This window comes from Cupriavidus sp. 10L43_2 (assembly GCF_056395265.1).
Genome location: NZ_JBFTJE010000025.1, coordinates 1 through 23,548, shown reverse-complemented (window position 1 = coordinate 23,548; position 23,548 = coordinate 1). Strand labels below are relative to the sequence as shown.

General features: G+C 64.6%; 20 protein-coding genes and 1 pseudogene. 3 read left to right on the top strand and 18 right to left on the bottom strand.

Translation table 11 applies throughout. The annotated features are described in order from the left end of the window. Positions 1 to 11 precede the first annotated feature (11 nt). The 10 genes from AC1DEL_RS25590 to AC1DEL_RS25545 form a co-directional block, all read right to left on the bottom strand. On the bottom strand, positions 12 to 1,487 hold the full coding sequence (locus tag AC1DEL_RS25590) for an aldehyde dehydrogenase (protein ID WP_441593660.1): 1,476 nt from the start codon (positions 1,485 to 1,487) through the stop codon (positions 12 to 14). 12 nt (positions 1,488 to 1,499) lie between these two features. Beyond that, complete coding sequence (locus AC1DEL_RS25585; RefSeq protein ID WP_477126384.1) at positions 1,500 to 2,306, bottom strand: aspartate dehydrogenase; 807 nt, start codon at positions 2,304 to 2,306, stop codon at positions 1,500 to 1,502. Positions 2,307 to 2,325: 19 nt separating this feature from the next. Beyond that, positions 2,326 to 4,059 (bottom strand): thiamine pyrophosphate-binding protein, encoded by a 1,734-nt coding sequence (locus AC1DEL_RS25580; RefSeq protein WP_092293437.1) that lies wholly within the window; start codon positions 4,057 to 4,059, stop codon positions 2,326 to 2,328. Beyond that, positions 4,052 to 4,855, bottom strand: coding sequence for an SDR family oxidoreductase (locus AC1DEL_RS25575; RefSeq protein ID WP_092293439.1), 804 nt, complete (start codon positions 4,853 to 4,855; stop codon positions 4,052 to 4,054). The genes AC1DEL_RS25580 and AC1DEL_RS25575 overlap by 8 nt, the downstream gene beginning before the upstream one ends. A 22-nt stretch (positions 4,856 to 4,877) precedes the next feature. Beyond that, positions 4,878 to 5,717, bottom strand: a complete 840-nt coding sequence (locus AC1DEL_RS25570; RefSeq protein WP_477108577.1) for an IclR family transcriptional regulator — start codon at positions 5,715 to 5,717, stop codon at positions 4,878 to 4,880. Positions 5,718 to 5,752: 35 nt separating this feature from the next. Further along, complete coding sequence (locus AC1DEL_RS25565) at positions 5,753 to 6,289, bottom strand: cupin domain-containing protein (protein ID WP_092293443.1); 537 nt, start codon at positions 6,287 to 6,289, stop codon at positions 5,753 to 5,755. 19 nt (positions 6,290 to 6,308) lie between these two features. Further along, complete coding sequence (locus AC1DEL_RS25560) at positions 6,309 to 7,079, bottom strand: SDR family oxidoreductase (RefSeq protein ID WP_441593656.1); 771 nt, start codon at positions 7,077 to 7,079, stop codon at positions 6,309 to 6,311. Next, positions 7,072 to 8,127, bottom strand: a complete 1,056-nt coding sequence (locus AC1DEL_RS25555) for an aromatic ring-hydroxylating dioxygenase subunit alpha (RefSeq protein ID WP_477105104.1) — start codon at positions 8,125 to 8,127, stop codon at positions 7,072 to 7,074. Before AC1DEL_RS25555 ends, AC1DEL_RS25560 begins: the two co-directional genes overlap by 8 nt. 25 nt (positions 8,128 to 8,152) lie before the next feature. Continuing rightward, positions 8,153 to 8,473: a recombinase-like helix-turn-helix domain-containing protein gene (locus AC1DEL_RS25550; protein ID WP_092293449.1), complete on the bottom strand. Its 321-nt coding sequence runs from the start codon at positions 8,471 to 8,473 to the stop codon at positions 8,153 to 8,155. Positions 8,474 to 8,660: 187 nt separating this feature from the next. Then, positions 8,661 to 9,539, bottom strand: a complete 879-nt coding sequence (locus tag AC1DEL_RS25545; RefSeq protein ID WP_477126383.1) for an alpha/beta fold hydrolase — start codon at positions 9,537 to 9,539, stop codon at positions 8,661 to 8,663. 497 nt (positions 9,540 to 10,036) lie between these two features. On the opposite strand from AC1DEL_RS25545, the gene AC1DEL_RS25540 reads away from it, so the two are divergent. Together AC1DEL_RS25540 and AC1DEL_RS25535 are read left to right on the top strand one after the other, a co-directional pair. Beyond that, on the top strand, positions 10,037 to 11,131 hold the full coding sequence (locus tag AC1DEL_RS25540) for a porin (protein ID WP_092293453.1): 1,095 nt from the start codon (positions 10,037 to 10,039) through the stop codon (positions 11,129 to 11,131). A gap of 159 nt (positions 11,132 to 11,290) precedes the next feature. Next, a complete protein-coding gene (locus AC1DEL_RS25535) occupies positions 11,291 to 12,286 on the top strand; it encodes a Bug family tripartite tricarboxylate transporter substrate binding protein (RefSeq protein WP_092293455.1) in 996 nt (331 codons plus the stop codon). On the opposite strand, the gene AC1DEL_RS25530 is transcribed toward AC1DEL_RS25535, so the two are convergent. The 4 genes from AC1DEL_RS25530 to AC1DEL_RS25515 form a co-directional block, all read right to left on the bottom strand. Then, positions 12,267 to 12,656, bottom strand: coding sequence for a hypothetical protein (locus AC1DEL_RS25530; RefSeq protein ID WP_143093872.1), 390 nt, complete (start codon positions 12,654 to 12,656; stop codon positions 12,267 to 12,269). The genes AC1DEL_RS25535 and AC1DEL_RS25530 overlap by 20 nt on opposite strands. Before the next feature lie 26 nt (positions 12,657 to 12,682). Beyond that, entirely contained in the window at positions 12,683 to 13,693 is a 1,011-nt protein-coding gene (locus AC1DEL_RS25525) for a PAAR domain-containing protein (RefSeq protein ID WP_369823402.1), read from the bottom strand. Between the two features lie 208 nt (positions 13,694 to 13,901). Beyond that, positions 13,902 to 16,118 (bottom strand): DUF6351 family protein, encoded by a 2,217-nt coding sequence (locus tag AC1DEL_RS25520; protein ID WP_477105108.1) that lies wholly within the window; start codon positions 16,116 to 16,118, stop codon positions 13,902 to 13,904. A gap of 246 nt (positions 16,119 to 16,364) precedes the next feature. Beyond that, complete coding sequence (locus AC1DEL_RS25515) at positions 16,365 to 16,730, bottom strand: hypothetical protein (RefSeq protein ID WP_092293461.1); 366 nt, start codon at positions 16,728 to 16,730, stop codon at positions 16,365 to 16,367. A 132-nt stretch (positions 16,731 to 16,862) separates the two neighbouring features. Here AC1DEL_RS25515 and AC1DEL_RS25510 point away from each other — a divergent pair, with 132 nt between their 5' ends. Beyond that, the gene (locus tag AC1DEL_RS25510) at positions 16,863 to 17,084 is read left to right on the top strand and encodes a DUF1484 domain-containing protein (protein ID WP_255370769.1); all 222 of its coding nucleotides are present in this window, start codon (positions 16,863 to 16,865) and stop codon (positions 17,082 to 17,084) included. Between the two features lie 47 nt (positions 17,085 to 17,131). Here the strand turns inward: AC1DEL_RS25510 and AC1DEL_RS25505 are convergent, their stop codons facing one another. The 4 genes and pseudogenes from AC1DEL_RS25505 to AC1DEL_RS25490 form a co-directional block, all read right to left on the bottom strand. After that, positions 17,132 to 17,359: a hypothetical protein gene (locus AC1DEL_RS25505; RefSeq protein WP_092293463.1), complete on the bottom strand. Its 228-nt coding sequence runs from the start codon at positions 17,357 to 17,359 to the stop codon at positions 17,132 to 17,134. Between the two features lie 408 nt (positions 17,360 to 17,767). Then, entirely contained in the window at positions 17,768 to 19,531 is a 1,764-nt protein-coding gene (locus AC1DEL_RS25500) for a ShlB/FhaC/HecB family hemolysin secretion/activation protein (RefSeq protein ID WP_477126382.1), read from the bottom strand. Positions 19,532 to 20,739: 1,208 nt separating this feature from the next. Beyond that, positions 20,740 to 21,399, bottom strand: a complete 660-nt coding sequence (locus AC1DEL_RS25495) for a hypothetical protein (protein ID WP_477126381.1) — start codon at positions 21,397 to 21,399, stop codon at positions 20,740 to 20,742. A gap of 360 nt (positions 21,400 to 21,759) precedes the next feature. After that, positions 21,760 to 23,548 (bottom strand): annotated as a pseudogene (locus AC1DEL_RS25490) (hypothetical protein); the annotation flags it as partial.

Below are 23,548 nucleotides of genomic sequence, written 5' to 3'. Positions count from 1 at the left end.
GATACCCGGGCTCAGTTGGCCCACGGCAGCGGTTGTTCGTTCAGGCCCCAGTACACGGCCTTCTGTTCCATGTATTGCAGGATGCCCAGTCGTCCCTTCTCGCGGCCCAGGCCGCTGTCCCGCCAGCCGCCGAACGGCGTCGAGATCGAGAACTGCTTGTAGGTGTTGATCCACACGTTCCCGGCTTGCACGGATCGTGCCACCCGCCAGGCGCGCTTGTAGTCGCGCGTCCAGATGCCGGCGGCCAGGGCGTAGATGCTGTCGTTGGCCTGGGCGATCAGGTCGTCCTCGTCGTCGAACGGCATCGCCACCAGCACCGGCCCGAAGATCTCCTCCTGGCAGATGCGCGCGTGGTTATCGAGCCCTTCGATGATGGTCGGCGTGTAGAAGTAGCCGTTGGCCAGCCCCGCCACGTCCGGGCGCATGCCGCCCGTGCGCAGCTGGCCGCCGTCTTCCACGCCCGTCGCCACGTAGGACTCGATACTGTCGCGGTGCCGGTCGGTGATCAGCGGGCCCATCTGGGTGCGTTCGTCGGCCGGATCGCCCACGCGCAGCCTGGCGGCGGCGGCGGCCAGACGGTCCATGAACGGCTCGTACTGCGCGCGTGCCACGAACAGGCGCGAGCCGGCGATGCACGATTCGCCCGACGAACTGAAGATGCCGTACAGCACGCCGTTCACCGCGTGGTCCAGGTCGGCGTCGTCGAAAATCATGGTCGGGGACTTGCCGCCCAGTTCCAGCGACACCGGCATCATCTTGTCCGCGGCGATGTGGGCGATGTGCTTGCCSGTGGTGGTGCCGCCCGTGAACGACACGCGGCGCACCAGCGGATGCTTGGTGATGGCGTCGCCGATCACCGAGCCCTTGCCCGGCAGCACGCTGATCAGGCCCCGGGGCACGCCAGCTTCCTCGCAGATCGCGGCCAGTTCCAGTGCCATCAGCGGCGTTACCTCGGCCGGCTTGACCACCACGGCGTTGCCGGCGGCCAGCGCGGGCGCCATCTTCTGTGCCTCGCTGGCAATCGGCGAATTCCACGGCGTGATGGCGGCCACCACGCCCATCGGCTCGTAGACGCTCATGGTCAGGCAGTCGCCCCGCTGCGGCGTGATGGATTCCTCCATGGTTTCGCAGGCGGCGGCGAAGAACTGGAACGTGCCGGCGGCGCTGGCGACGAGCGCACGCGTCTCGCTGATCGGCTTGCCATTGTCCAGGCGCTGGCGCTGGGCCAGCGGCTCGGCGCGCGCGCGGATCATCTCGGCCACGCGGTACAGCACGGCGGCGCGCTCATGCGGCTTGCGCTGCGCCCAGCCGCTGGTCAGGAAGGCGCGATGGGCGCCCTGCACGGCTTCTTCCACATCGGCCAGGCTGGCCGCGTTCAGTTCGGCCACGACTTCGCCGGTGGCGGGGTAGCGAGTGGCGTAGCGGTCGCCCGAACCCAGGCGCCAGGCGCCGGCGATGCAGATCGGGAGGACTTGTTGTGTGCTCATGTCAGATTCACTTCAGATCGACACCGCGTGGGCGCGGTTGCCGAGGGCGCGCACCACGCTGAACACGGTCAGCGCGGACGTCTTGGGATTGGCCGCGAGCGGCTTGCCGCGCATGGTCAGCTCGAAGCCGCCAAACGCGCCGCGTGCTTCCACGTGGTGGACGTTCTCCTCCGCGTGCGGGTCGGCCAGCAGCTTGACCAACGTGCGGTCCAGGCCGAGCCCGGCCAGCGAGACCGTGGCGGCCACGTTGGCGTTCTTCGGATAGAGCCGCGCGGCGTCGCGCGCGGTGCCTTCGAAGATCACCGTGGCTTCGGTCAGGGCGTCGAGGTCGAACAGGTCGGCCGCCGGCGTGCCGGCCCAGGCGCGGGCCGGCTTGCGGCCGGTGTAGATGACTTCGTCCAGACCGCCCACGCGGGCGGCAGCCAGCGCGTCGATGGCGCCGATGGCGCCCGACAGGAGCTGCACCTGCGTGTTGCCACGGCGGGCTGCCGCCTCCAGGCGCTCGGCCATGCCCGGCTCGGACAGCGCGCCGACTGACACCACCATGCACGGAATGCCACGCTCCAGCGCCGGCACGATATGCTCCTCCAGCGCGCGATGGCCCGCGCACTCCACGAGCAGGTCCGGGCGACGGTCGCCATCGGCCAGCCCGGTGACCACGCGCACATTGGGCGCCAGCGCCGACAGCGCGCCGCGTGCCGCGTCCATCGTGCCCGCCGGCACGATCACGACGTCGAACACGACATCCGGGTCCGACTTCAGCAGTTCCAGCACGCCGCGGCCAATCGCCCCGCAACCCACCATGGACACATGCAGCATGGACGTTCTCCTGGTTGGCTTAAGCCGCCGCCGCAGCGGCTGCTGCCGCCGGGGTCGATACGGGGCTGGAAGTCGGGCTTGCAATCGGCTGCTGCTTGTTGACCGGCGGGCCGGCGAACACGGTCTTGAAGCTGCCGATGGACAGCATGTCGATTTCCAGCAGGAACGGGCCCGGCTCGACCGTGGCCTCTTCCAGCGCCGCGCCGATGTCGGCGAGGTTGCTCACACGGCGGTGACGCAGCGCGAGCGACTTCGAGAGCTGGGCGTAGTCCGGCGTGTGCAGGTCCACGTAGTGGCGGCGACCGCCGTACTGCGCGTCCTGGATGTTCTTGATCACGCCGTAGCCCTTGTCGTTCATCAGCACGATGACCATGTCGGCACGCTCCTGCACCGCCGTGGCGAGTTCGCCCAGGTTCAGGATGAACCCGCCATCGCCGGCCAGCGTGAAGGTCTTCTTGCCCGAAGCCGTGGCCGCCGCGCCGATGGCGGCGCCGATGCCCATGGCCAGGCCCTGGCCGATACCGCCGCCGAGCGCGTGCACGCCGGCGCGGGAATCGAAAATCTGCAGGTGACGGTTGCCCCAGGTGCTGTTGGACACCGTGACGTCGCGCACCCAGTTGAAGTTGCGGCCCACCGCCTGCTGGAGCGCCTGCACCAGCGCGCTGTACGGGCCGAGGCCGTCCACCAGCGCGCCCACGGCCACGTCGTGGGCACGGCGCAGGTCGGCGGCGAAGCCGGAGTCCACTTTCAGGCGGCCTTCAAGCCGATCGGCGAGGCCATCCAGCGCCAGCGCGGCGTCGCCGCTGACGAAGTGGTCGCTCTGGTAGCAGCGACCTTCCGAGGCCGGATCGGCGTCGATACGCAGCAGCGGGCGCGGCAGCTTCAGCTCGTACTTCAGGGTTTCATTGCCGCGCAGGCGCGAGCCGACCACCAGCATCGCATCGCACGTCTGGTAGAAGGTTTCGATGGGCTTGTGGAGGTTGTAGGCGCCCAGCGAGCGCGGATCGTCCTCCGCCACGATGCCGCGACCCTGCGTGGAGGTGACCACGCCAAACCCCATGTCCAGCAGGCGCTTGACCTGCTGGCTGGCGTGGCGCGCGCCGCCGCCGAGCCACAGCATCGGCCGGCGGGCCTTGGCGAGTTGGTCGGCCAGCGCGTCGAGCGCATGGGCCGAGGGCTGGTGCTGCGGCACCGGCAGCGGTTGCAGGTCGGCCGGCATCGGGATCAGCGCGGCCTGGATGTCGATGGGGATTTCCACGCTGACCGGGCCGGTCGGCGCCGTCAGCGCGGTCTGCACGGCCAGCTTGATGGTCGAGAGCGCGGTGTCGGCGCTGCGGATGCGGAAGGCGGCCTTCGACACGGCCTTCAGCATGGTGAGCTGGTCCGGGGCCTCGTGGATATAGGCGAGGCTCTGGTCCAGGTACGGCGTTTCGATCTGGCCGGTGATGTGGAGCATCGGCGTGCCGGCCGTCAGGGCCTCGACCATCGCGCCGGCGGCATTGCCCGCCGCCGTGCCCGTGCTGGTCAGGCACACGCCCAGGCCACCCGTGGTGCGGGCGTAGGCATCGGCCATATTGGTGCCGCCCGCTTCGCCGCGCGCCGGCACGAAGCGGATCTTGCCGCGCTCGCCCATCGCGTCGAGGATGGGCATGTTGTGGATCGAAATCACGCCGAAGGCAGCCTTGACACCGCATTGTTCGAGGAAGGCCGCGATGGCGCAGCCCACGGTGACTTGTTGTTGTTCGTTACGCATGACGGGAGAGTCCTCCGGAAATATCGATGTGGCTGCCCGTGGTGTACGAAGACAACGGCGAGGCAAGGAACAGGATGGCGCGCGCGGCTTCCTGCGGCAGGCCGAGACGGCCCAGTTGGATGTTCTTCTGGCGGGCCAGACGCGCGGTCCACGCGGTCCAGTCCAGGTGGCGGTCTTCCTCCGGGCGCGCGTCGAAGCGGCGGCGCCACTGGCCGGACTCGACGAGCCCGATCAGGATGCCGTTCACGCGCACGCCGCGCGGCGCGAATTCGGTGGCCAGCGAGCGCACGAGGTTGTGCACGCCGGCGCGCGCCGCCGAGGTGGCGACCATGTGCGGCTCCGGCTGGGTAGCCAGCAGCGAGTTCACGCAGACCACGGCGCCCTGCCCCGACTGCTCGAGTTGCGGCAGGAAGGCGCGGGTCGGGTGGATCACGGAGAAGAACTTCAGTTGCAGCTCCTCCATCCACGCGGCGTCCTCGGTGCTGGCGAAGGTCGACACGCGGCCCTGGCCGGCGTTGTTGACCAGCATGTCCACCGGGCCGAGTTCGCGCGCCACGTCGGCGGCGAAGGCGTTGACCTGCGCAGCCTGCAGCACGTCGCACTGGGCCGCGTAGAGGCGGCAGCCGGTGAAACGCGCGCGCAGCGAGGCCTCGGCCTGGCGCAGGCGCCGTTCGTCACGGCCGCACATGGCCACGGCGGCGCCGGCTTCCAGCAACAGTTCGACGGTCGCCAGCCCGATGCCGGAGGACCCGCCGGTCACGACGGCCACTTTGCCGTCGAGTTGAATCATGGACATCGTCCTCACTCCCCTCTTTTGCTCATTCCCGATGTAAAGACACGACCTTGCCGTGCCCGTTGGCGCGATGCGGCCGGTAGTCCAGCAGCCGCGACAGCTCGCGCGCGGATTCCCTCACCCGCTCCACCATCAGCCCGAGCTGCTCCGGGTCGATGCGCGACGCCGGGATCGTGGCGCCCAGCGCGGCGGTGACCTTGCCGGTGCGGTCGCGCACCGGCGCGGCGATGGTGGAGATGCTGGCTTCGAAGAAGCCTTCGTGCAGCACGTAGCCGCGCGAGCGGTCTTGCTGCACCATCTCGAACAGCGCGTCCACGGTGCGTGGCGTGCTGTCCGAGTAGATCTGCAACTGCGGCTCCGGATAGATCTCGCGTAGCTGCGCCAGCGAGAGGTCTTCCAGCAGCACGCGCCCCAGCACGGTCGCATGCACCGGCAGGCGCGTGCCCACGTTGACATTGCTGGCGAACGGGCGCGACGCCGCCGACTTGGCGACGTAGACCACCGAGCGGCCATCGCGCACCACGAGGTTGCACGGGTACTCGATTTCATCGCGCAGCTTGTTCAGCAGCGGCGCGCCCAGTTCGGTCAGCTCCAGCGAGGCCAGGTAGTCGAAGCCGAGCCGGAGCACGGCCAGGCCCAGCCGGTATTCGCGGCCGCCGTCGGCACGCTCCACGTAGCCCGTGGCTTCCAGCGTCGCCAGCAGGCGGAACACCGTGGAGCGGGGCACGTCGAGCCGGCGCGCGAGGTCGGCCGCCGACAGCACGCGGTCACGCGCGCTGAACTCGGCCAGCAGGCGCAGGCCACGCTCCAGGCCGGGCACGATGTACCGGTCCTGGATCTCGGCGGGCAGTGGTTGGGTGCTCATGGCGGATGGCTGGATGGATCGACGATCGGCGCGGTTCAGCGCTTGACCTGGGTGAGCGGATGCTCGGGCGGGTACGTCGGCGTGATCGGCTTCTTGGCGCCGAGCATCACGCACATCAGCGCGTCTTCGTCGCCGATGTTGATTTCCTCGCGGTACACGCCCGGCGGCACCGACACGAGGTCGCGGTCGGTCAGGATGGTCTCGAAGCGCTCGCCGTCCTTCTCCAGGACCAGCTTGATCTTGCCGCGCAGGATGAAGAAGACCTCTTCCACATCGGTGTGCAGGTGCGACGGGCCTTCGTGGCCGGCCGGGATGATCATCGTGGAGAACGTGAAATGCTCCGACGGCACCGTGTTGGTGTCCGCGGCCACGCCGGTGCCGCCCGTACCGAGGTAGCGCATCTGGGCGCGGCGGTACTTCGGGTCGTAGTCGGCCTGGAACTTCAGGGCATCCCAGTCGTACCGGCGGGTGGAGAAGCGCGCCACGCGGCTTTCCATCCACTGGTCGAACGAGGCGTCGGCAGGTTGCTCCCAGCTACGCTTGATGTTTTCCTGTTGGGACATATCGCTCATTGGATCGGGTTCCTTGGTTTCAGTGCATGACAAAGCCGCCGTTCACGGCCAGGGTCTGGCCGGTGACGAAGCGGGAGAGGTCGGACAGCGCGAACAGCACGGCGCCGCAGACATCGTCGGGGACTTGCTCGCGCTGGAGCGCGCGCTGGTTGCGGTACAGGTCGTGGCGGTGCTGCGGCACGTATTCGGTGGCTTCCACCAGCGTGAGGCCCGGCGCCACGGCGTTGACCGTGACCTGCGCATCGCCCAGTTCACGGGCCAGCGAGCGGGTCATGCCGATGATGGCGCTCTTGCTGGCCACGTAGGCGAGCAGGTTGGGCGCGCCCCACAGCGGGGTGTCCGAGGCCAGGTTGACCACGGCGCCCCGGCCGCTGGCGCGCAGCGCGGGCGTGCAGGCGGCGGTCATCAGCCAGGTGCCGCGCACGTTCACGCTCATCACGCGGTCCCAGGTGGCCACGTCCAGCGCGGTCAGGTCCCGGCCGCCGGAATCGGTGACCGCGCCGTTGTTGACCAGGCCGTCGAGGCCGCCGAGGGCCTCTGCGGCGGCGGCGGCGCAGGCCTGCACCGAGGCCGGGTCGTTCAGGTCCAGCGTCAGCGGCACCACGTTGAAGCCGCGCGCCTGCAAGGCGGCGGCCGATTCCTGCACGCGGTCCGCGAGGATGTCGGCCATCGCCACGGCGCCGCCGGCTTCGGCAATCGCGGTGGCGAAGGCCAGCCCGAGGCCGCGCGCGGCGCCGGTGACCAGCACCTTGCGCCCTGCCAGCAGGTTGGCGGTTGCGGCGTCACGCATGGCTGGGGACTCCGCCTGCCGGTTGCAGCATCGCCACCGGTTCGTTGGCCACTTCGGCATCGGCGCGGCGCTTCAGCAGGCGGCGCACGCGGGTGATGCCGGCGTCGTGCTGGTACAGCATCTCGTGGTCGCGCGCGTTCGGCGCCATCGACTCCAGCACCACGCGGTCTTGCTCGAGGACGTCCCAGTGCAGCCCTTCCAGGCGGTTGCGATACAGGAAGCGCCACACGTCGCGCTCCCAGCCCTGCACGTGGCGGGTGCGCCAGAAGAACACCAGGCAGTGATCCTCGTCCACCGGCGTGGCCATGCCGACGATGCCGAACGGGCCGCCGGGGCCGACCTTGTCGCGGTAGGGGATGGACAGGCGCAGCCACAGCGTGCCGGTCTCGCCGAATTCCACCCAGTCGAAGTTCACGCCACGCTGGCCGGTCTTCTCGAAGATCAGGCCGCTGTCGGTCTCGCGGATCTGCATGACGGCCGACTTCTCGCCGCTGGCCATCGAGTGCGAGACGGCGTGCAGGTAGGCGCCGTGCATCGGGTCCATGACGTTGTCGATCGCGTAGCGGTAGTTGCAGTCCCAGTGGGCCACGCAGAGGAAGTTGGTGTGTTCGTCGCTGACCAGTTCCTCGGGCAGGCGCAGGGCATCGGCTTCGGCCGGGGCGCTGTCGCCGAACCACAGGAAGATCGCGCCGGCCTGCTCCTGCACCGGGTAGCTGCGCACGCAGGTGCGGCCTTCCAGCGGGCAGCTCTCCACGGCCGGCACGCTCTTGACCTGGCCGTCGCCGCCCACTTCCACGCCGTGGTACCAGCAGGCCACGCGGTCGCCGAGGTTCCAGCCCATCGACAGACGCGCGCCACGGTGCGGGCAGCGGTCTTCCAGTGCGTGCAGCGCGCCGGCGTTATCACGCCACACGACGATGTTCTGGCCCAGGCGGGTGATGCCGATGGGCGCGTGGGTGACCTGCCACGACGCCGCCACCGGATACCAGTAGTTGCGCAGGCCGCTGTTCAGACGCGCCTCGGCACGTGCTTGCTTGTTCGATTCCATGTCTTGTCTCGCTGGGGTTCCGGCGTCAGGCGCCCAGGCGGCGCATTTCGGCGAGGAAGGCTTCCTCGGTCCACGGCTGGCCATCGGCGGCCAGGAAATTCGTGCGGTTGAGCGCGCGGACGATGTCGCCCGGGTTCTTGGCGCCGCCCTCGAAGGCCGCCTCCAGCGCATCGGCGAGCGCGTTCTCGTACGCGGTGGGGGCCGCCGCACGGGTCTGCCAGACGATGTTGGCCACCTTGCCCGGCTGCTCGATATGGCCCTTGCCCGCTACGTTGTTCGGCGCGGGGCGCTCCCACGGCACCAGGTTCGGGTTGTACGAGAGGCTTTCCATTGCGCTTTGCTCCATGGCTGGCTTTGTTGGGGACGGCGGGTTCAACCGCGCTCGCGTTCTCAGGCTCGCTTTGTTTTACCTGTGAAACACGAGTTTAAATATTGAACACAGGTACGACTATAGACAACGACGCTTCAAAAATTGACTGGGGTTAACCCCGTGAAGCGCCGGTTCGTGGCGGAGAAGTGCTGAAACCCTCGCCTTAGTCGTGCAGCGTGGCGCGAATCCGTTGGGCGACGGCCTGGGGCTGCTCGATGTAGCAGGCGTGGCCGGCGTCGGCGATCAGGTGGAACGGGAACTGGCATCGCCCGGCCAGCGCGGACGAGGCGGCGGGCGTGGTCACCACGTCCTGCGCGCCGCAGCCGACATCCACGGGGCGGGAGGCATCGGCAAGGTATTCATCGATGTCATCGCCACAGAGCAATGCGACCGCCTGGCGATAACCGTCCGGATGCAGGCGGCGCATATTCCAGCGCACCCAGGCTTGGGCATCGGGCGTGGCAGCCGGGCTGAGCAGGCGGGTGGGGCCGCGCTGGGCGAGACCATCGACGCCGAGGGTGTCGAGCGCTTCGAGGCGCTGGGCCGAGACCTCGCGCGACTTGGCCTCATTACCCGGCGCGCCATAGCCGAGTGCGGGACTCAATAGAAGGAAGCTGGCCGGCTGCATGTCCGGCGCGGCCTGGGCGGCGTAGCCGGCGGCCATCAGCGCGCCGAGCGAATGGCCGACGATCAGGTCCGGGCGGATCTGGAGAGCGGCCATCAGTTGCTCGAGCCGCGCGGCGTAGTCGCGGGCCGTGGGGGCGGGCATCGGCAATGGGGTGGAATCGCCGTAACCTGGCGCATCCCAGGCAATCACCCGCGCGCCGGCGGCGAGCAGGCTCGCGCAGGGCAGCCAGGATGCCGCGCCGGAACTGATGCCGTGCAGCAACACGATCACCGGACCATGCGCGCCACCGACGCGGCAGGACACGCGTGTGCCTTGCGCATCGACCATCACGGTACGCGCGGCGAAATGGTTGTCCAGCGCCGCCAGCAGGTCGGCGCCCGGTTCAAGTGCTCGATGGGGCGCGTTTTGTTCCATATGTGAAACCTGTATTTATAAATAAAACTCCTCGACTATAGGCCGGGTTCCGGGAGGGGTGGGATCAGGGTAAACAAGTAGAAAAAATCCACGTCTGAAGCGCCGCCGCCGCGCGCAGTCCGGACGGCCTCGGCATGCCCCGCAACGGGGCATCGTCAGATTTCACCCGAAAGCGGCTTGCTGCCTCGGTTTGCCGAGCGAGGACTGACTTCGCCCGCCCGGCCACTTTCGCAAAGGCGGTGCGCTGCCCTGGAAGCCGCGCACCACAACGATTCCAGGCCTTTGTGGTATCCGCGCCATGCCACGGCGTCGCCATGTCGCCTCACTAGGGTTCCCCCTGATCTACGCCGCAGGCTCTCCTGTCTATATTTCGCTGAACGTTTCCTATGTAGTTCATTGTTTTACTAATGAAACTCAAAGACGGATCGGTCCCCCAACATGCCCCGGCCGGACGGAAACGCAGACGAGCCCACGAAAACTAGAGAAGGAAACGGTAGATGAAGATCGGAAAGTACGCGGCAGGCCTGCTGGCCGCAGCGCCCCTGCTGGCCTCGGCGCAATCGTCCGTCACACTGTATGGCGTGGTGGACACCGGCGTCGAGTTCGTCAACAACGTCGGCGCGGCCGGCAACAGCGTGGCCCGCATGAATACATTGACCGGCACCGTGCCGTCCCGCTGGGGCCTGCGCGGCACCGAGGATCTCGGCGGCGGCCTGAAGAGCGTCTTCGTGCTGGAGTCCGGCTTCGCGCCGGATTCCGGCACCGCCAACCAGGGCGGGCGCCTGTTCGGGCGCCAGGCGCTGGTCGGCCTGAGCGGCAAGTGGGGCCAGGTCTCGTTCGGCCGCCAGTACACCATGCTGTTCTGGGCCGTGCTCGATCCGGACATCCTCGGGCCGAACGCGTTCGGCTCCGGTTCGCTGGACAGCTACATCCCGAACACCCGCGCCGACAACGCCATCGCGTACAAGGGCACCTTCGGCGGCCTGACCGTGGGCGGCACGTACAGCTTCGGCCGCGACGTGGCCAACGCCGGTCCGAGCCCGGCCGGCACGAACTGCGCCGGCGAGAATCCGGCCGACAAGTCGCAGTGCCGCGAGTGGTCCGCCATGATCGGCTGGGACCAGAAGACCTGGGGCATTACCGCCGCGTATGACTCGCAGCGCGGCGGTCCGGGCGCCTTCGCCGGCCTGACCAGCAGCAGCCTCCGTGACGACCGCGCCTCGCTGGCTGGCTACGTGTTGCTCGATCGCACCAAGATCGGCGCCGGCGTGATCCGCCGCGAGAACCAGGGCAGCGCCACGCCGATCTCGGCGCTGTACTACATCGGCGCCGCGTACGACATCACGCCCGCTTTCACGCTGGCCGGCCAGGTCTACTATCTGAACTACAACAGCAGTGATAACAAGTCGATGCTGTACGCCATCCGCGGCATGTACAACTTCAGCAAGCGCACGGCCGTGTATGCGACCGCCGGCTTTATCAACAACGACGGCAACCTGACGTTGTCCGTCAGCGGCGCGCAGGCCGGCGCCAACACGAAGCCGGGCGGCCAGCAGTTTGGCGCCATGCTCGGCATCAAGCACATCTTCTAAGAACGGCGGACGCACGCGGCGCCGGGCAGCGTGTCCTCTGCCTTGCGCGCCGCTCGCCACAAGCCCGATGGGAAATCCGGCACAGCACCGTTTCCCCGACTCCTTCGCGCCGCCATGCCCCCGCATCGGGCGCGAACCCTGACAAGAGGTGTTTCGACCATGAAGACTGTCCGCCGCAACGTTCTCGCCGCCATGGGTGCGGCCTTCGGCGCCGCTGCCCTGCTCGCCGCCCTGCCCGCGATGGCCCAGGGCGGCTACCCCAACAAGCCGATCACCATCGTGGTGGCCTACCCCGCCGGCGGCGACGTGGACGTGCTCGCCCGCCTGATGGCCGACAAGCTCGGCGCGCGGCTGAAGCAATCGGTAGTGGTGGAGAACCGCACCGGCGCCGCCGGCACCATCGGCAGCGCCTACGTGGCGCGCGCCGCCGCCGACGGCTACACGCTGCTGATGGCGCCCAACACGTTGTCGATCGCCCCGCTGGTGTTGAAGTCCGGCACCGGCGCCACCTACGACGTGCAGAACGACTTCACGCCGATTGCGCAGCTCGGCACGCAATCGCTGTTCGTGGTGGTGGCCAAGACCACCGGCATCACCAAGATGAGCGACCTCGTGGCGCGCGCCAAGGCCGGCAAGCTGGAGACGTACGCCACGCCGGGCAATGGCTCGCCGATGCACATCATGGGCGAGATGTTCAACAAGTCGGCCAGCGTGAAGATCGCGCAGGTGCCGTACCGGGGCACGGCGCCGGCCATCGTCGACGTGCTGGGCGGGCAGGTGCCGATGACCTACGTCACCTACGGCGCCGTGGCGCAGTACGTCGGCAACGGCAGCCTGGTGCCGCTGGCCGTGGCCGACACCAAGCGCTCCCCCTTCGCGCCGAACGTGCCGACGCTGGGCGAGCTGGGCTACAAGGACGTGGAGATTGGCGCCTGGCAGGCGATGCTGGGCCCGAAGAATCTGCCGCCGGAAATCGTCCGCACGCTGAACGGCCATGTGAACGAGATCCTCAAGCAGCCCGACGTCATCGCCAGGATGGCGACCATCGCCGTCACACCAGTCGGCGGCGAGCCCGCCGTGCTCCAGAAGCTGATTGCGGCGGACACCGCGCGCTACACCAAACTCGTGAAGGAATTCAATATCCAGGCCGATTAGACGTCTGAATCTTGAAGGTGCCGGCGCCGAAAACACCGGTAGTACTGGCCACCCCGGCATTGCTGCCGGGGTTTTTTTGTTTGAGCTGATCCCGAATCCAGAACACGGAGACGGCGTACGACATCACCAAGAAGAGCATGCCGGCTAGTAACATCCCCACCATTCGCCATCGATAAACATGGCGCCTCAGGAAAGCGATCACGAGCACCACCAGCCCGGCAAGGATAAGCAAGAGTCCGAAGAACGCGGCAATGGCGAAGTAGGCGGCGGCAGGTCCGACGTACAGATCGTTGCGCTTGAACGGTGTCAGCATCAATGCGATGCAATAGATCATGCCGTCCAGGGCAAACAGCACGGCGATCCCTTGCATAACCCTCAGGAGCACAGCTTTCGGCCTCATCGCAGCCCCTCTTGGCGCAGTCGCTTTGCCAACTCCGTCCAGCGGCGTGGGCTGTCATCCATCACATGCGCGTAGTAAAAGTGGCCTTCCCCTTTATTGGCAATGAACTGCTTTGCAAGAACAGGTGAAGTGGCAATCAATTCACCCCAAGGCATGCCCGCGTAGATCGGGTCACCGTGCCTCCCGAGATCGATCGTCACGACCTTTCTGATGTTCGGGTGCGCAAGTAGGTCCGACAGGAATTCGACATCGATCGGTGACGCGATTAAGACGAGATGGTCTATCACGTGCCCTCCTCGCGCATATGACCACGCGGTCTGCGCAGCGAGCAATGAGCCATAGCTGTAGCCGACAAGGTTGAACTGAGGCGCCTCAGGCACCATTCCGCTCGTAATCGTCCACTCGCCATCGTCGCGATAGCGCACACTGAATCCGGATCTGATCGCGTCCAGGATCATGCCAACCGGCGCCGTTCCCTCTGGCAAATCCGCTGTCGCCGAGTTCGTCAAGCCAGCGAAACAGTGCTCGATCCCCGCCTTCCGGAACGCCTCCAGTTGTGGCCGCACGTAGTCTCCGTCGAGCCCAGCTCCGCCCCAGTACAACGTCCCGCGCGGCCGCAGAAGGTATTCCTTCGTCGACGGTTTTTCCGCAGCCAAGTGCGTTACACCGGGATTCGGCGTGGCGGCTACCGCGGCTTCCTCCTCCTGCTCTGGCGACCGGTCTACTTCGATCGAAAAGATATGCTGCGACGGCAGCACGCGCGGGTGCTCCTTGCACTTGCAGAACACGCGCGCCCCCGAAACCAGAATCTGCTTCCCATGCAGCGAGTATCTTGGATCGCAGTCGTTGTACACCGGCCCGCCGACCTTGCACGCCGGGCAGGTCGCATGGTCGCCTTCCACGCCAACATTGACGCCGTGGTGAATCGTGTACGTGTTGAGCGCGATCAGCACGCCACCTGTCGTGGTGGCGTTCCCGTTCAACAGTGCGTAGCGTATATCCCGCATGATCCTTCCTCCTTATAGAGACGATGGCTGGCACCTTCGCTCCATTCGAGGAAGAAATCTTTGGCGCAAATCAAGGAAGGGATGCGGCGAGATCCGCCGCTTTCGGGGGGGATCCGGAGGGGAATAGGAAGGTTCTGACCGGCTCGGAAATGAAGTGGGGCGGGAGCCGGCTCTGCGGCCGGTCCGCCCCTGTTACGCCTACCCGCTCCTAGGACTTGGTGATATCGAACACCACGTTCACCGGCGATGGGCCGAACGAGCCGTTCGGGACCACGCCGGACTGGTTGACGCCCGGCTTCGACCAGTCGCATACGCCGCTGGGGAAGATGGCCTGCAGGCGCGTCATCTCGGCGCCCGAGAACATCACCGTGTAGTCAGACGCCGCAATCGGCTTCAGCGTGCACTTGATGATGTTGCCCGCCACAGGTCCGCCCGCCGCGATGCGCGAGGCCGTCCACGAGGGGAACAGCCCGTTGCAGGTGGTGTTGCCGATGGCACTCAGCGTCTGCTTCTCGTTGACGAACGTCGCGGCGTCGCTCCAGCAGCCGTCCACCGCCGTGGCCGGCTTGTGGGTGACCACCTTGTCCTTCTGCGCGGTGGTCGTCACATCGGCCTTGTACGCCGCCACCCACTGGATGAAGGTGTTCCACGCCGTATCGGCCGGCACGGGATTGCCGCGCCACATCACGTGGTTGTTGCTGTCGCCGTTCGCCGCCACCATCCGCTCGCGCAGGGCGAAGTGGAAGTACTGGTAGTGGTAACCCGAGTCGTCGTTGTAGATACCCGTCACGTCGAACACGGGGATGCTCGCCAGCCCGCCGTTGGTGCCGATCTGCAGGCCGCTCTGCTGCGCCCGCAGGATAGCGCCGGGGTCGCCCGCGGTGCGATTGGTCACGTAGTTGGCATCCTGGTCATAGCCGCCAACCTTCTCGTTCAGGTCCAGGAACTGCGTGGTGGTGATCGCCCCGCTGTTCAACGCCGCGAGGCCGTACTGCACGCCCACGTTGTCGTAGGGCCTGAGCGCGAAGCCGGTGGCCTTGTCGACACCGTAGATGTTTTTCGCGGCATCGTAGACCGTGGGACGCACGCCGGTCTTGTTGTTGACCGGGTCATAGCGCACCGACGTCGGCACCACGCTGTTGAACACGCCGGAGTTGTAGCCCGCGTAGTCCACACGCGCCGGCACCGGATCGGTCCGGCCAGCCTGGTTGGCGGCGTCCTCGAAGGCCTTGCGGCTCTTGTAGCCGGTTACGGCCGCGATCTGCGCGTCTGTCAGCGCCGTTGGGAAGAGCGTGATGTAGTGCGTGATCAGGTGCCCATCAGACCCGGCGAAAGCAATCGACAGCGGGTCGGGGAAGGTGCACGAGATGAGCACGCCGTCGAACAGTCCCGGGATGCGGTCTGCCGGCTGCGTGCTGCCATAGGAGCCGCCCGAGCAACCCGCGCTCACCGTGAACGCCGGCACGCCGAAGCGTTCGATCGTGGCTTCCTTCGACATCATCGCCGCCTCGCTGGCCAGCACCGCGTTGCAGTTGTTCGACGCATGCTGGAGCGTGTTGGCGAACGTCGCATAGCCCTCGGCCAGCCGCTGCGTGTTCAACAGGCTGAAGTCGAAACCGGCGCTCTGGATGTTGCCAATCGCCCCGCCCTGGATATACCAGCCGCCGGGGCAGCCGAAGCCTTCCACGGCGATGAGGCGCCGGTTCCAGGCTTTAGGCGGCGAAGTCGGCGTGGGCGCGGATTCCGTCGTCGGGTCATGCAGGACGGCGTTCTGGTAGATACCGCGATCGACGGTGCCCGTTTCCACACGTACGATGAAGGGCGCCTGGGTGCCGCTGAGCGTGGTGACCGTCGCCACGTCCGCTGGGCGCGTCCTGGTGTCGGTCATCGGCTTCAGCGCCCCGCCCTGCGTGGACTGGTAGAGATAGGTCACGCGCGTAGCCACGCTGCAGTTCTCGTCGAGCGGCGCGCCAAGCGTGGAGCCATCCGGCAACGCAAACGTGCTGGTCTGGCAGATGAACGGCGTCTGCCACGGCCCCGAAATCACCGGACCGGTGATCGGGTAGTTGGTCATCGTGATGGTCTTCGAAGCCTTGCCCACACTGGCGGTCACGGAGTTCGTGCCATTCACGAGCCCGGTCAGCACGGCTTGCTGGTGGGAGGAATCGGTGGGGCTGGTCTTGAACTGGGCGCTGACGTCATTGCCGTTCAGCGAAACCTTGAGGGGGCGATCGTTGTTCACCGTGGTGGGCACGCCAATGTCGATCAGCGCATTGCCGCCGGTCACATAGTCGGGTTGCGACGAAAGCAGTTGGACGGTGGGCGCGATGCCCGGGTCATCATCCCCGCCTCCGCCGCACGACGAAAGGCCGATGAGCATAATGCCGGCGAGCGCAACGCCGAGCATTCTCCTGATGGATTTCATGGGGAGTCTCCTAATGTTTTTAATGTTCCAGACAGCCCTGTCATGGATCAGCTGCCTGAGGCCAGCTTAGGAGGCAGTTTTGGGCTTTACAACGGGCGTGCGAATTCGCAACGATGGCTTGAAAGAACTGCGCGCGTCTGTGATGTAAGGCACATTGTCTTGAGGCCTGGTGTGTAAGAACACCAAGAAACGTGATGCGGTGCGGGGTGGAATTCCTGCGCGGGTTGAAGTTTTGGGCGCTGTTTTTTACAACGCGGCGTCGACCATCGCGACAGCCAACCCCACGAGCAAGGCCACGGCCGAGCCGATAAACCAGCGCACCGTCTGCCGATATTCATCGACGGCGTCATCCTCGATGCGCAGCGCGCGAAACAGCGCGACGATCTGCAGCGCCACGGCGATCAGCAGTGCAGCAGCGGCGAGAATCGCGAGCGTGCCCCATCGCCCCGGTGTCTCGAGCCCCCAGAATTTCCAGAACGCCAGGGAGAAGCCAAGTAGGACCGTGATCGCCGTGATGATGCCTTGTCGGAATCCGGAAGGAACGACTTGCGGCGTGGGAGGTTTGGGCGGGGTGGACGCGGCGTCTTGCTGGGCGGGCGGTGGCAGGGTCATAGCTTGCCTTGTCTTCTGGGGCGCCCGTCGAGTATAGGTGCCGGGATCCACAGAATGCGAATCGTCTCATGGACTGGCGGGGTGGGATGGGGAAGACTGATCCGACTGAACAGCCCACCTCCCAGATCTAAGATGCGTATGTCCGAATCTAAACTGCCTTCGCCCGCCGGGACGACAACCGGTCCATCGAGCCGCGCGGCCAATGCCGAGGCCGTGCTGGCCGGCCTCGACGGGGTGCTGGAATTGCTGGAGAAGCAAAGCGAGACGTCCGAGCCTTCGTATAACGCTTACTGTTTGCTGGGACTGGTGCGGGGGAAGTTGGCGGAGGTGTTGCGGGAGGGTGGCCAGCGGTAGAGATGGGGCCGCCCTCACACTTTCGGCCTGTTACCCCATTTCGGCAATCAGTTGCTGACGGCGACGCCGGATGTCTCGGCCGATATGGTCTCCACGCCCAGCAACGGGGCGCCGGTCAACTTGACCGGACCCGCGCCTGGCGCGAGCCAGACCGTGCTTTCGAGCGTGGGAAACAGGCTGTTTGCTCGCTCGTACCGGACTTTCACCTTGCAGGCATTTGGGTAGGCCTTGCCCATGGCGGAGACATCTTCCCGGCCCAGGTACTGGATCGTCAACTGCACGGTTCGACTAGGCGTGGTGGAAAAGGCCGGTTGTGGGTTGGTCGACAGGCGGACTTTTGGAATTCGCTCATCGTCACGGTGCGGGTTTCGTTCGGCAACATCCCGACCAGATTCGGCGCACCGGATGCCCCCGACGTCACATCCGAGTAGGAGAACCGGCGATATTTGGTGTAAGTCGTGCCGGTGCCATCAAACACGCTGCCTCCAACGGCTGCTCGCCTTGGGACCGTTGTCCGTCGGTGCGGCGGATGTACCGGCGCTGCCGGTGTCGTCCGACCCACCACCGCAAGCCGCAATCGCCACCGCGGCAGAAACCATTGTCAATACGAGTGACTTCTTCATGAATGACCCATCCATAGGAAATTGAAAAGAGAACGGTCTGATGCCGTCTTCAGGGGCGTTTTAGTACTGATAGACGAGTTGCATCCCGCCCGTGACGCCTGCGGTATGGAACGCTTCAGGCTTGTACACAGGTGTTCCAACAAAGACGTCATAGGAAACACTGCCGAAACGGGAGCCGAGACCACCACGGAGACCGACAACCGCGCCCGCGAGTTGTGTCCCGACCAGGGCGGCGGTAGTGGGTCCATATACCCGCCCATAATCGATGCCGGCATAGATGGCCTGCCCAGTGCCGCCGAGTGGCGCCTGCAGTTCATTGCGCCAGTAGAAGCCGCGTTCGCCAGCCAGCTGGCTTTCACCATCGAAGCCGCGCACGGTATAGCGGCTGCCGATCGTCAGATCGTCAACGTAATAGGGTCGATCATTGGTGAATTGCCCGCGAACCGTGGTCACATAGCGGAAGCCCTGCTCTGCGATCTTGAAGGGCACTGACAGGTTGGCGTCCAGCACCATCATCCGATAGCGCCACGTGGGACCGTCTTCGGCGGACAACGCATCGGGCTGGGCACCCAAGGCGCCGATGCCTTGCCGAAACCCGAATGACGCGTCTAGCTGCGATTGGCCGAAGTAATGACGATCTGTTACGCCAATCTCGAGGATCGTGTTGTTGCGGCGCTGTTGCGGAATCTCCGTGTCCTCGATATAGCTTTTGCCAAAGCGCCGCGTTAGCCGGACCTGCATACCAAATACATCGTTCTGGTTACGATGCAGGACGCGATGCAGCTTCAGATCAACGTTCTGTGATTTCCCGCTCGATATGAACGTGGTATTCACCCCCGCGATCTGCTGGAAATAGTTGCTGCTATAGGCGGACACCGTGGCCGTCCAGTAACCCCAAGGTACCGAGTAATAGCCATTCCAGCCCCGCGTGCCATGCTCCTTGTTGCTCAGCATCAGGTCCTGGTTATAGCCGACGTTGAACATGTCGTTCAGGCCGAGCGGATTATCGATTCCCAGGCTCAGATTCCCTTGCCACCGCCCGGTGCCACGCGAGCCGGAGTTGTCGACCGACGCCACCACCGTCCACGGCTTGTTGCGCTTGATCGCGATCACGACGTCGCTGCGCCCCGGCGTGGCAGTCGGCACGATCTGCATATCCACATCCTGGCTGGCGACGCGCTTCATCTGCTCGAGGCCCTGCTCCAGGTCACGCAGGTTCAGCAGTTCGCCAGGGCCGGTCGGGAACGCGGTTCGCCACGTGCCCCATAGATCCGGCTCCGCGAAGCGAATCTCGCCGACCACACCGGGAATCAGCGCCAGCTTTAGCGTGCCCGTGGTCAGGTCCTGCTCCGGCACCAGCACCCGCGTGGTGACGTAGCCCTTCGACAGGAGCGCCTGCGAGATACCCTTGACCAGCAGTTCCACACCGGCCTTGCCGACGCACGCACCGGTGTAGTGGTCCAGCCATTGCTGCGCGAAGGCGAACGGGTCCATCGGCAGCGCGGAAGCGCCGCTGATCTGCAGATCGGCGGGCAGGTCCTGCGGCACTTCGAGCAGGATGCGGCCGATGCGGAAGCACGGCGCTTCCTCGGGCAGCGTCTGGAACTCCGCTGCGGCGATGGCTTCGGCGCGTACGGCCGGCGCTTGTACGATCGCGGCGCGCTCACGGGCTTCCTGTTGCTGGCGCGTACGCTGGTCCTGCTCGGCGTTGGTCAGGGCGGCGGATTGTGACGGAAGAGCCTGTGCAAGAACGGGGAACACAGGCAAGCCGATGCTAGTCGCAAGCGACGCCGCGACCGCTAGCCGCAATGTTATGGAATGCATTTCAGGCGAATTCGGGCCAGGAACGCCTCAAAGGCGTACTCCTGTTTCAGGTATATGCGATATCGTGGCTGGAAAATCAGGCTTTCACGAGTCCTTGCCAGGACTCTCCCCATTGTAAAAATTCAAGCCACACTTCCAGCAAGTCTTCGGAGCCAAATCCACGGCATTAAACCCTCTCAACCTAGGAATATAATTATATTTTGGACATTTATACTTCGTAAATACCCAATAAAACATCCACAGCAAATACCCCAACACTACGACGAAATTCCAGATTATTCCCGCAGAAATTACAAATAACGTGGAGTAAACGGAAATGAATATTTCGGTTACACCTATTAAAATCCATCTAGCCCTATGAAACCTTAGCAGGTCATCTTTATATGCCAGCATTCAATCCTCGCTTATATGTGAACTCAATAAAATTGACTTTACCTTCAAGGACCAGCCCATATGAGGGTGTTACAGCCACCCCCGCCTTCATTTGAGTGTATGTTCCAACTCCTTTGCCGGCGCCAGTAACATTGGACCAGCCGCCAGCCGAGATGGACGTCTCAACGCTGCCCACACCAAGGGCCGACCCGCCTATCGACGTTCCAATTCGATACTCCCCGCTATTAGCGTCTCTTCCTTGCGTCCAGAGGTCGCCTTTAATCGCTGCGGACTGACCTTTCACCCAACCGTGCCCTCCAGCACCGAATCCGAATCCGACTTTCACATCAGTTGGCGTCCATCCGACGAGCCCAATCTCGCCTTCGCCTCCCAAACCGAAATAGACGCCCGCGCCAACCGACCAAGGCACACCTACTGGCGGCTTCCCCAGTGCTATGCACTCAGCCGATATACAGCCATTGCCCGAGGGAACAAACGGTCGAGAGTCTGAGTACTTTTCTCCTCCGTCGCCCAATACAGGCGCACCCGCCCCAAGCGTCGCGGCATCCCAGCTATACGGCGAATTGCTTCCACCGGTCATCAATTGAACATACGCGGCCAGCCCTGGATCAACTTGAGTCTGCACAGACTGCACCAATGTACGCCCGTCCCCCGAAGGCACGGTGAACGTCCCACCGCCGTCACCACTGTCATAGACACCCTGCGGATTGCTGACTCCGTCCACCACCATCCCAGTGGTCACGTTTTCGCCCCGCTCCGCATTGCTGGCTGCCCGAAGAATGTCACTGACTTGCTTCTCGGTGTACTTCCCTCCGCTAGCCGCAGCTATCGCCGCGCCAGCGCCCGCTCATCCGGATGCAACTGCCTGTTATAAGCATCCGCCATCCCCGCCGTCGCCGCAGCAGCATTTCCGCTCGCCCCTTCCCCCCCAACAATCTTGGCAACCGCCATACCAACAACCTGCAGCATCTTGTCGCGGGTTCCAGGTTCCACGCCGAGGCTACCCATGTTCTCGTCCAACAACATAATCGCCGCCGTAGCCGCCGCAACCCTGCCGCTCCAGATCCAAACTCGCCGCCCAGTGCCTTGCTCACCAGCCCACCGATCAGCCCGTGGACAGCCACCTTTACCGGCTCCGGCGCCCCCTTCAGTTGATCGCCCACCACGTCATACAGATAGGGCGCAGCCTGTTGCAGCGTCTGCTGCTTCAGTTGGTCGTAGGCCTGCTGTTCCTTGATCTTCTCCGCGTCGAAGATCTTGCCGACGCTCTCGTTGGCGTTCTCCGTATCGCGGTTCAGGCTGGCAATGGTTTCTTCCGCAGTCTTGCCGGTACGCACCTTCTGGCCTTCGGCGTCCGTGATCGTTACCGTACCCTCCGCAATCGCGCTCCGCGTTGTTCCAGCCGCGTTGCCCTTGATCGGCGCACTGCTGTCGCCGGCCAGCGTCGCGATTGCCGTCGCGGCGGCCGCGCCCATCACGTCGGTCTTGCCCAGATCGATGTGGGGGTCACTCGCCAGAACGCTGCTGCCAGCAGCGCGCGTAATACCACAATAATTGGAATCTTATTAATAACCCTCACTCTTCACCGCGCTCCTTGTACGTCTCCTTTGCACGCCTCCACGCCGACTTCTCAAATGGCCTAATTCCTAGCAACGCCGCCCGAGAAGCAACACCTCCAACTATCATTAAAAAGAACCCAGCCATAAACATGATGACTCTTAGAATCGGCATGAGCCATTCAAAATAAAGGCCGGACCACCCAATAGCGACCCCCCCCACAATAAATATTGTTCGGAACATTGGGCTAACATTCCCATTTTTTACGACACATATCTTCATTTTTGAAAAACTCCATTCCATTTATCATTTATCCATGTCTTTATAGCACCCATGCTATCAGTCGACTTCACAGCTTCGCCCATTTCGTTAATGACTGGACCTGCCACGGGGTACCGCTCACCGAAATAGAATCCCATCGTTGCAAGCGTAGACTCGGCCGTGTACTGCCCCACGTCGGGCCTTGCTACTTGCTCGATCCCCCCGGCGATTAGACTTGCCCCTGTCATCGCATAGGAGAAAGCTCCGGCTGGTAGGGCTATTAAGGGATTCGCGCTACTCACACCCGCAACGGCACCCGAAATTGCACCAACGCGCCCCGCTTGAGTACCAAAGTTGCTAGCGGCGTCCGCAACGAACTGTCTTCTACGCGCGAGCTCTTCCGAGCCGTATGGCATTGCTAAGCCGGCTACGCAGTCTGCTTGACCAGACCCGCATCGCGCGGTCGGGAGGGGAGTCGTATAACTGATCTTCGGAACGCTCGAGTAATCTTGACGGGTCTCGTAGGGTACATCCCCTAACGCGAGCTTTTGCTGTGCCTCAATATAAGCAATGATCTCCGCGTTTGCCTGTGCCGGTATTTCACGGATTTGAGTGGTTCCAGCGACGCTGATCCATTTAGCACCATCATCTGTAGGCTTCGTTGTAGCAGCATTAATCTGGTCCGGCCCACCTGTCTCAACCACTTTGCCGCTCATGTCTACTCGGTTGGACAGGCGCATTTGGGCTTCGATCTCATCCACGGTGTACTTACCGTTGCTGTTCGCCGCCATGCGCTTCGCCAGATCACGTTCCTCTGGATGCAACTGCCGGTTGTAAGCATCCGCCATCCCTGCCGTCGCCGCAGTTGCATTGCCACCAACAATCTTGGCAATCGCCATACCAACAACCTGCAACATCTTGTCGCGGGTTCCAGGTTCCACGCCGAGGCTACCCATGTTCTCATCCAACAACATAATCGCCGCCGTAGCCGCCGCAACCCCTGCCGCTCCAGATCCAAACTCGCCGCCCAGCGCCTTGCTCACCAGCCCACCGATCAGCCCGTGGACAGCCACCTTTACCGGCTCCGGCGCCCCCTTCAGTTGATCGCCCACCACGTCATACAGATAGGGCGCAGCCTGTTGAAGCGTCTGCTGCTTCAGTTGGTCGTAGGCCTGCTGTTCCTTGATCTTCTCCGCGTCGAAGATCTTGCCGACACTCTTGTTGGCGTTTTCCGTATCGCGGTTCAGGCTGGCAATGGTTTCTTCCGCCGTCTTGCCGGTACGCGCCTTCTGGCCTTCGGCGTCCGTGATCGTTACCGTACCCTCCGCAATCGCGCTCCGCGTTGTTCCAGCGGCGTTGCCCTTGATCGGCGCACTGCTATTGCCGGCCAGCGTCGCGATTGCCGTCGCGGCTGCGGCGCCCATCACGTCGGTGTTGCCCCAGTTGGTATGCGCCTGCTGGACCGGGCCGTCCATCGGATTGCTCGCTGGAACGCTGCTGCCAGCCGTAAAGCTCCCCGCAATCGTCGACGTATCGCTCTTGTACTCGGCCTTATTCTCGATATCGCTCGTCGTCAACGTGCCGGTAGTCAAGGTGTTCTTGTCCTTGTCCGCCGTGCTGGCGATCACCGCGCCCTTCAGGTCGGTGTTCCCCTCCACGTTGATATCGAACCCGCCCTTGCCGGCATAGAGCCCGGTTTGCTCCACCACGGATGCATAGGTGCTATCCGTCTTGCCGCTGCTCACACTGCCGCTGGCGCTCACCGTGGTGCCGTAACAGATCGGCGGCACACAGATCGGCGGCACA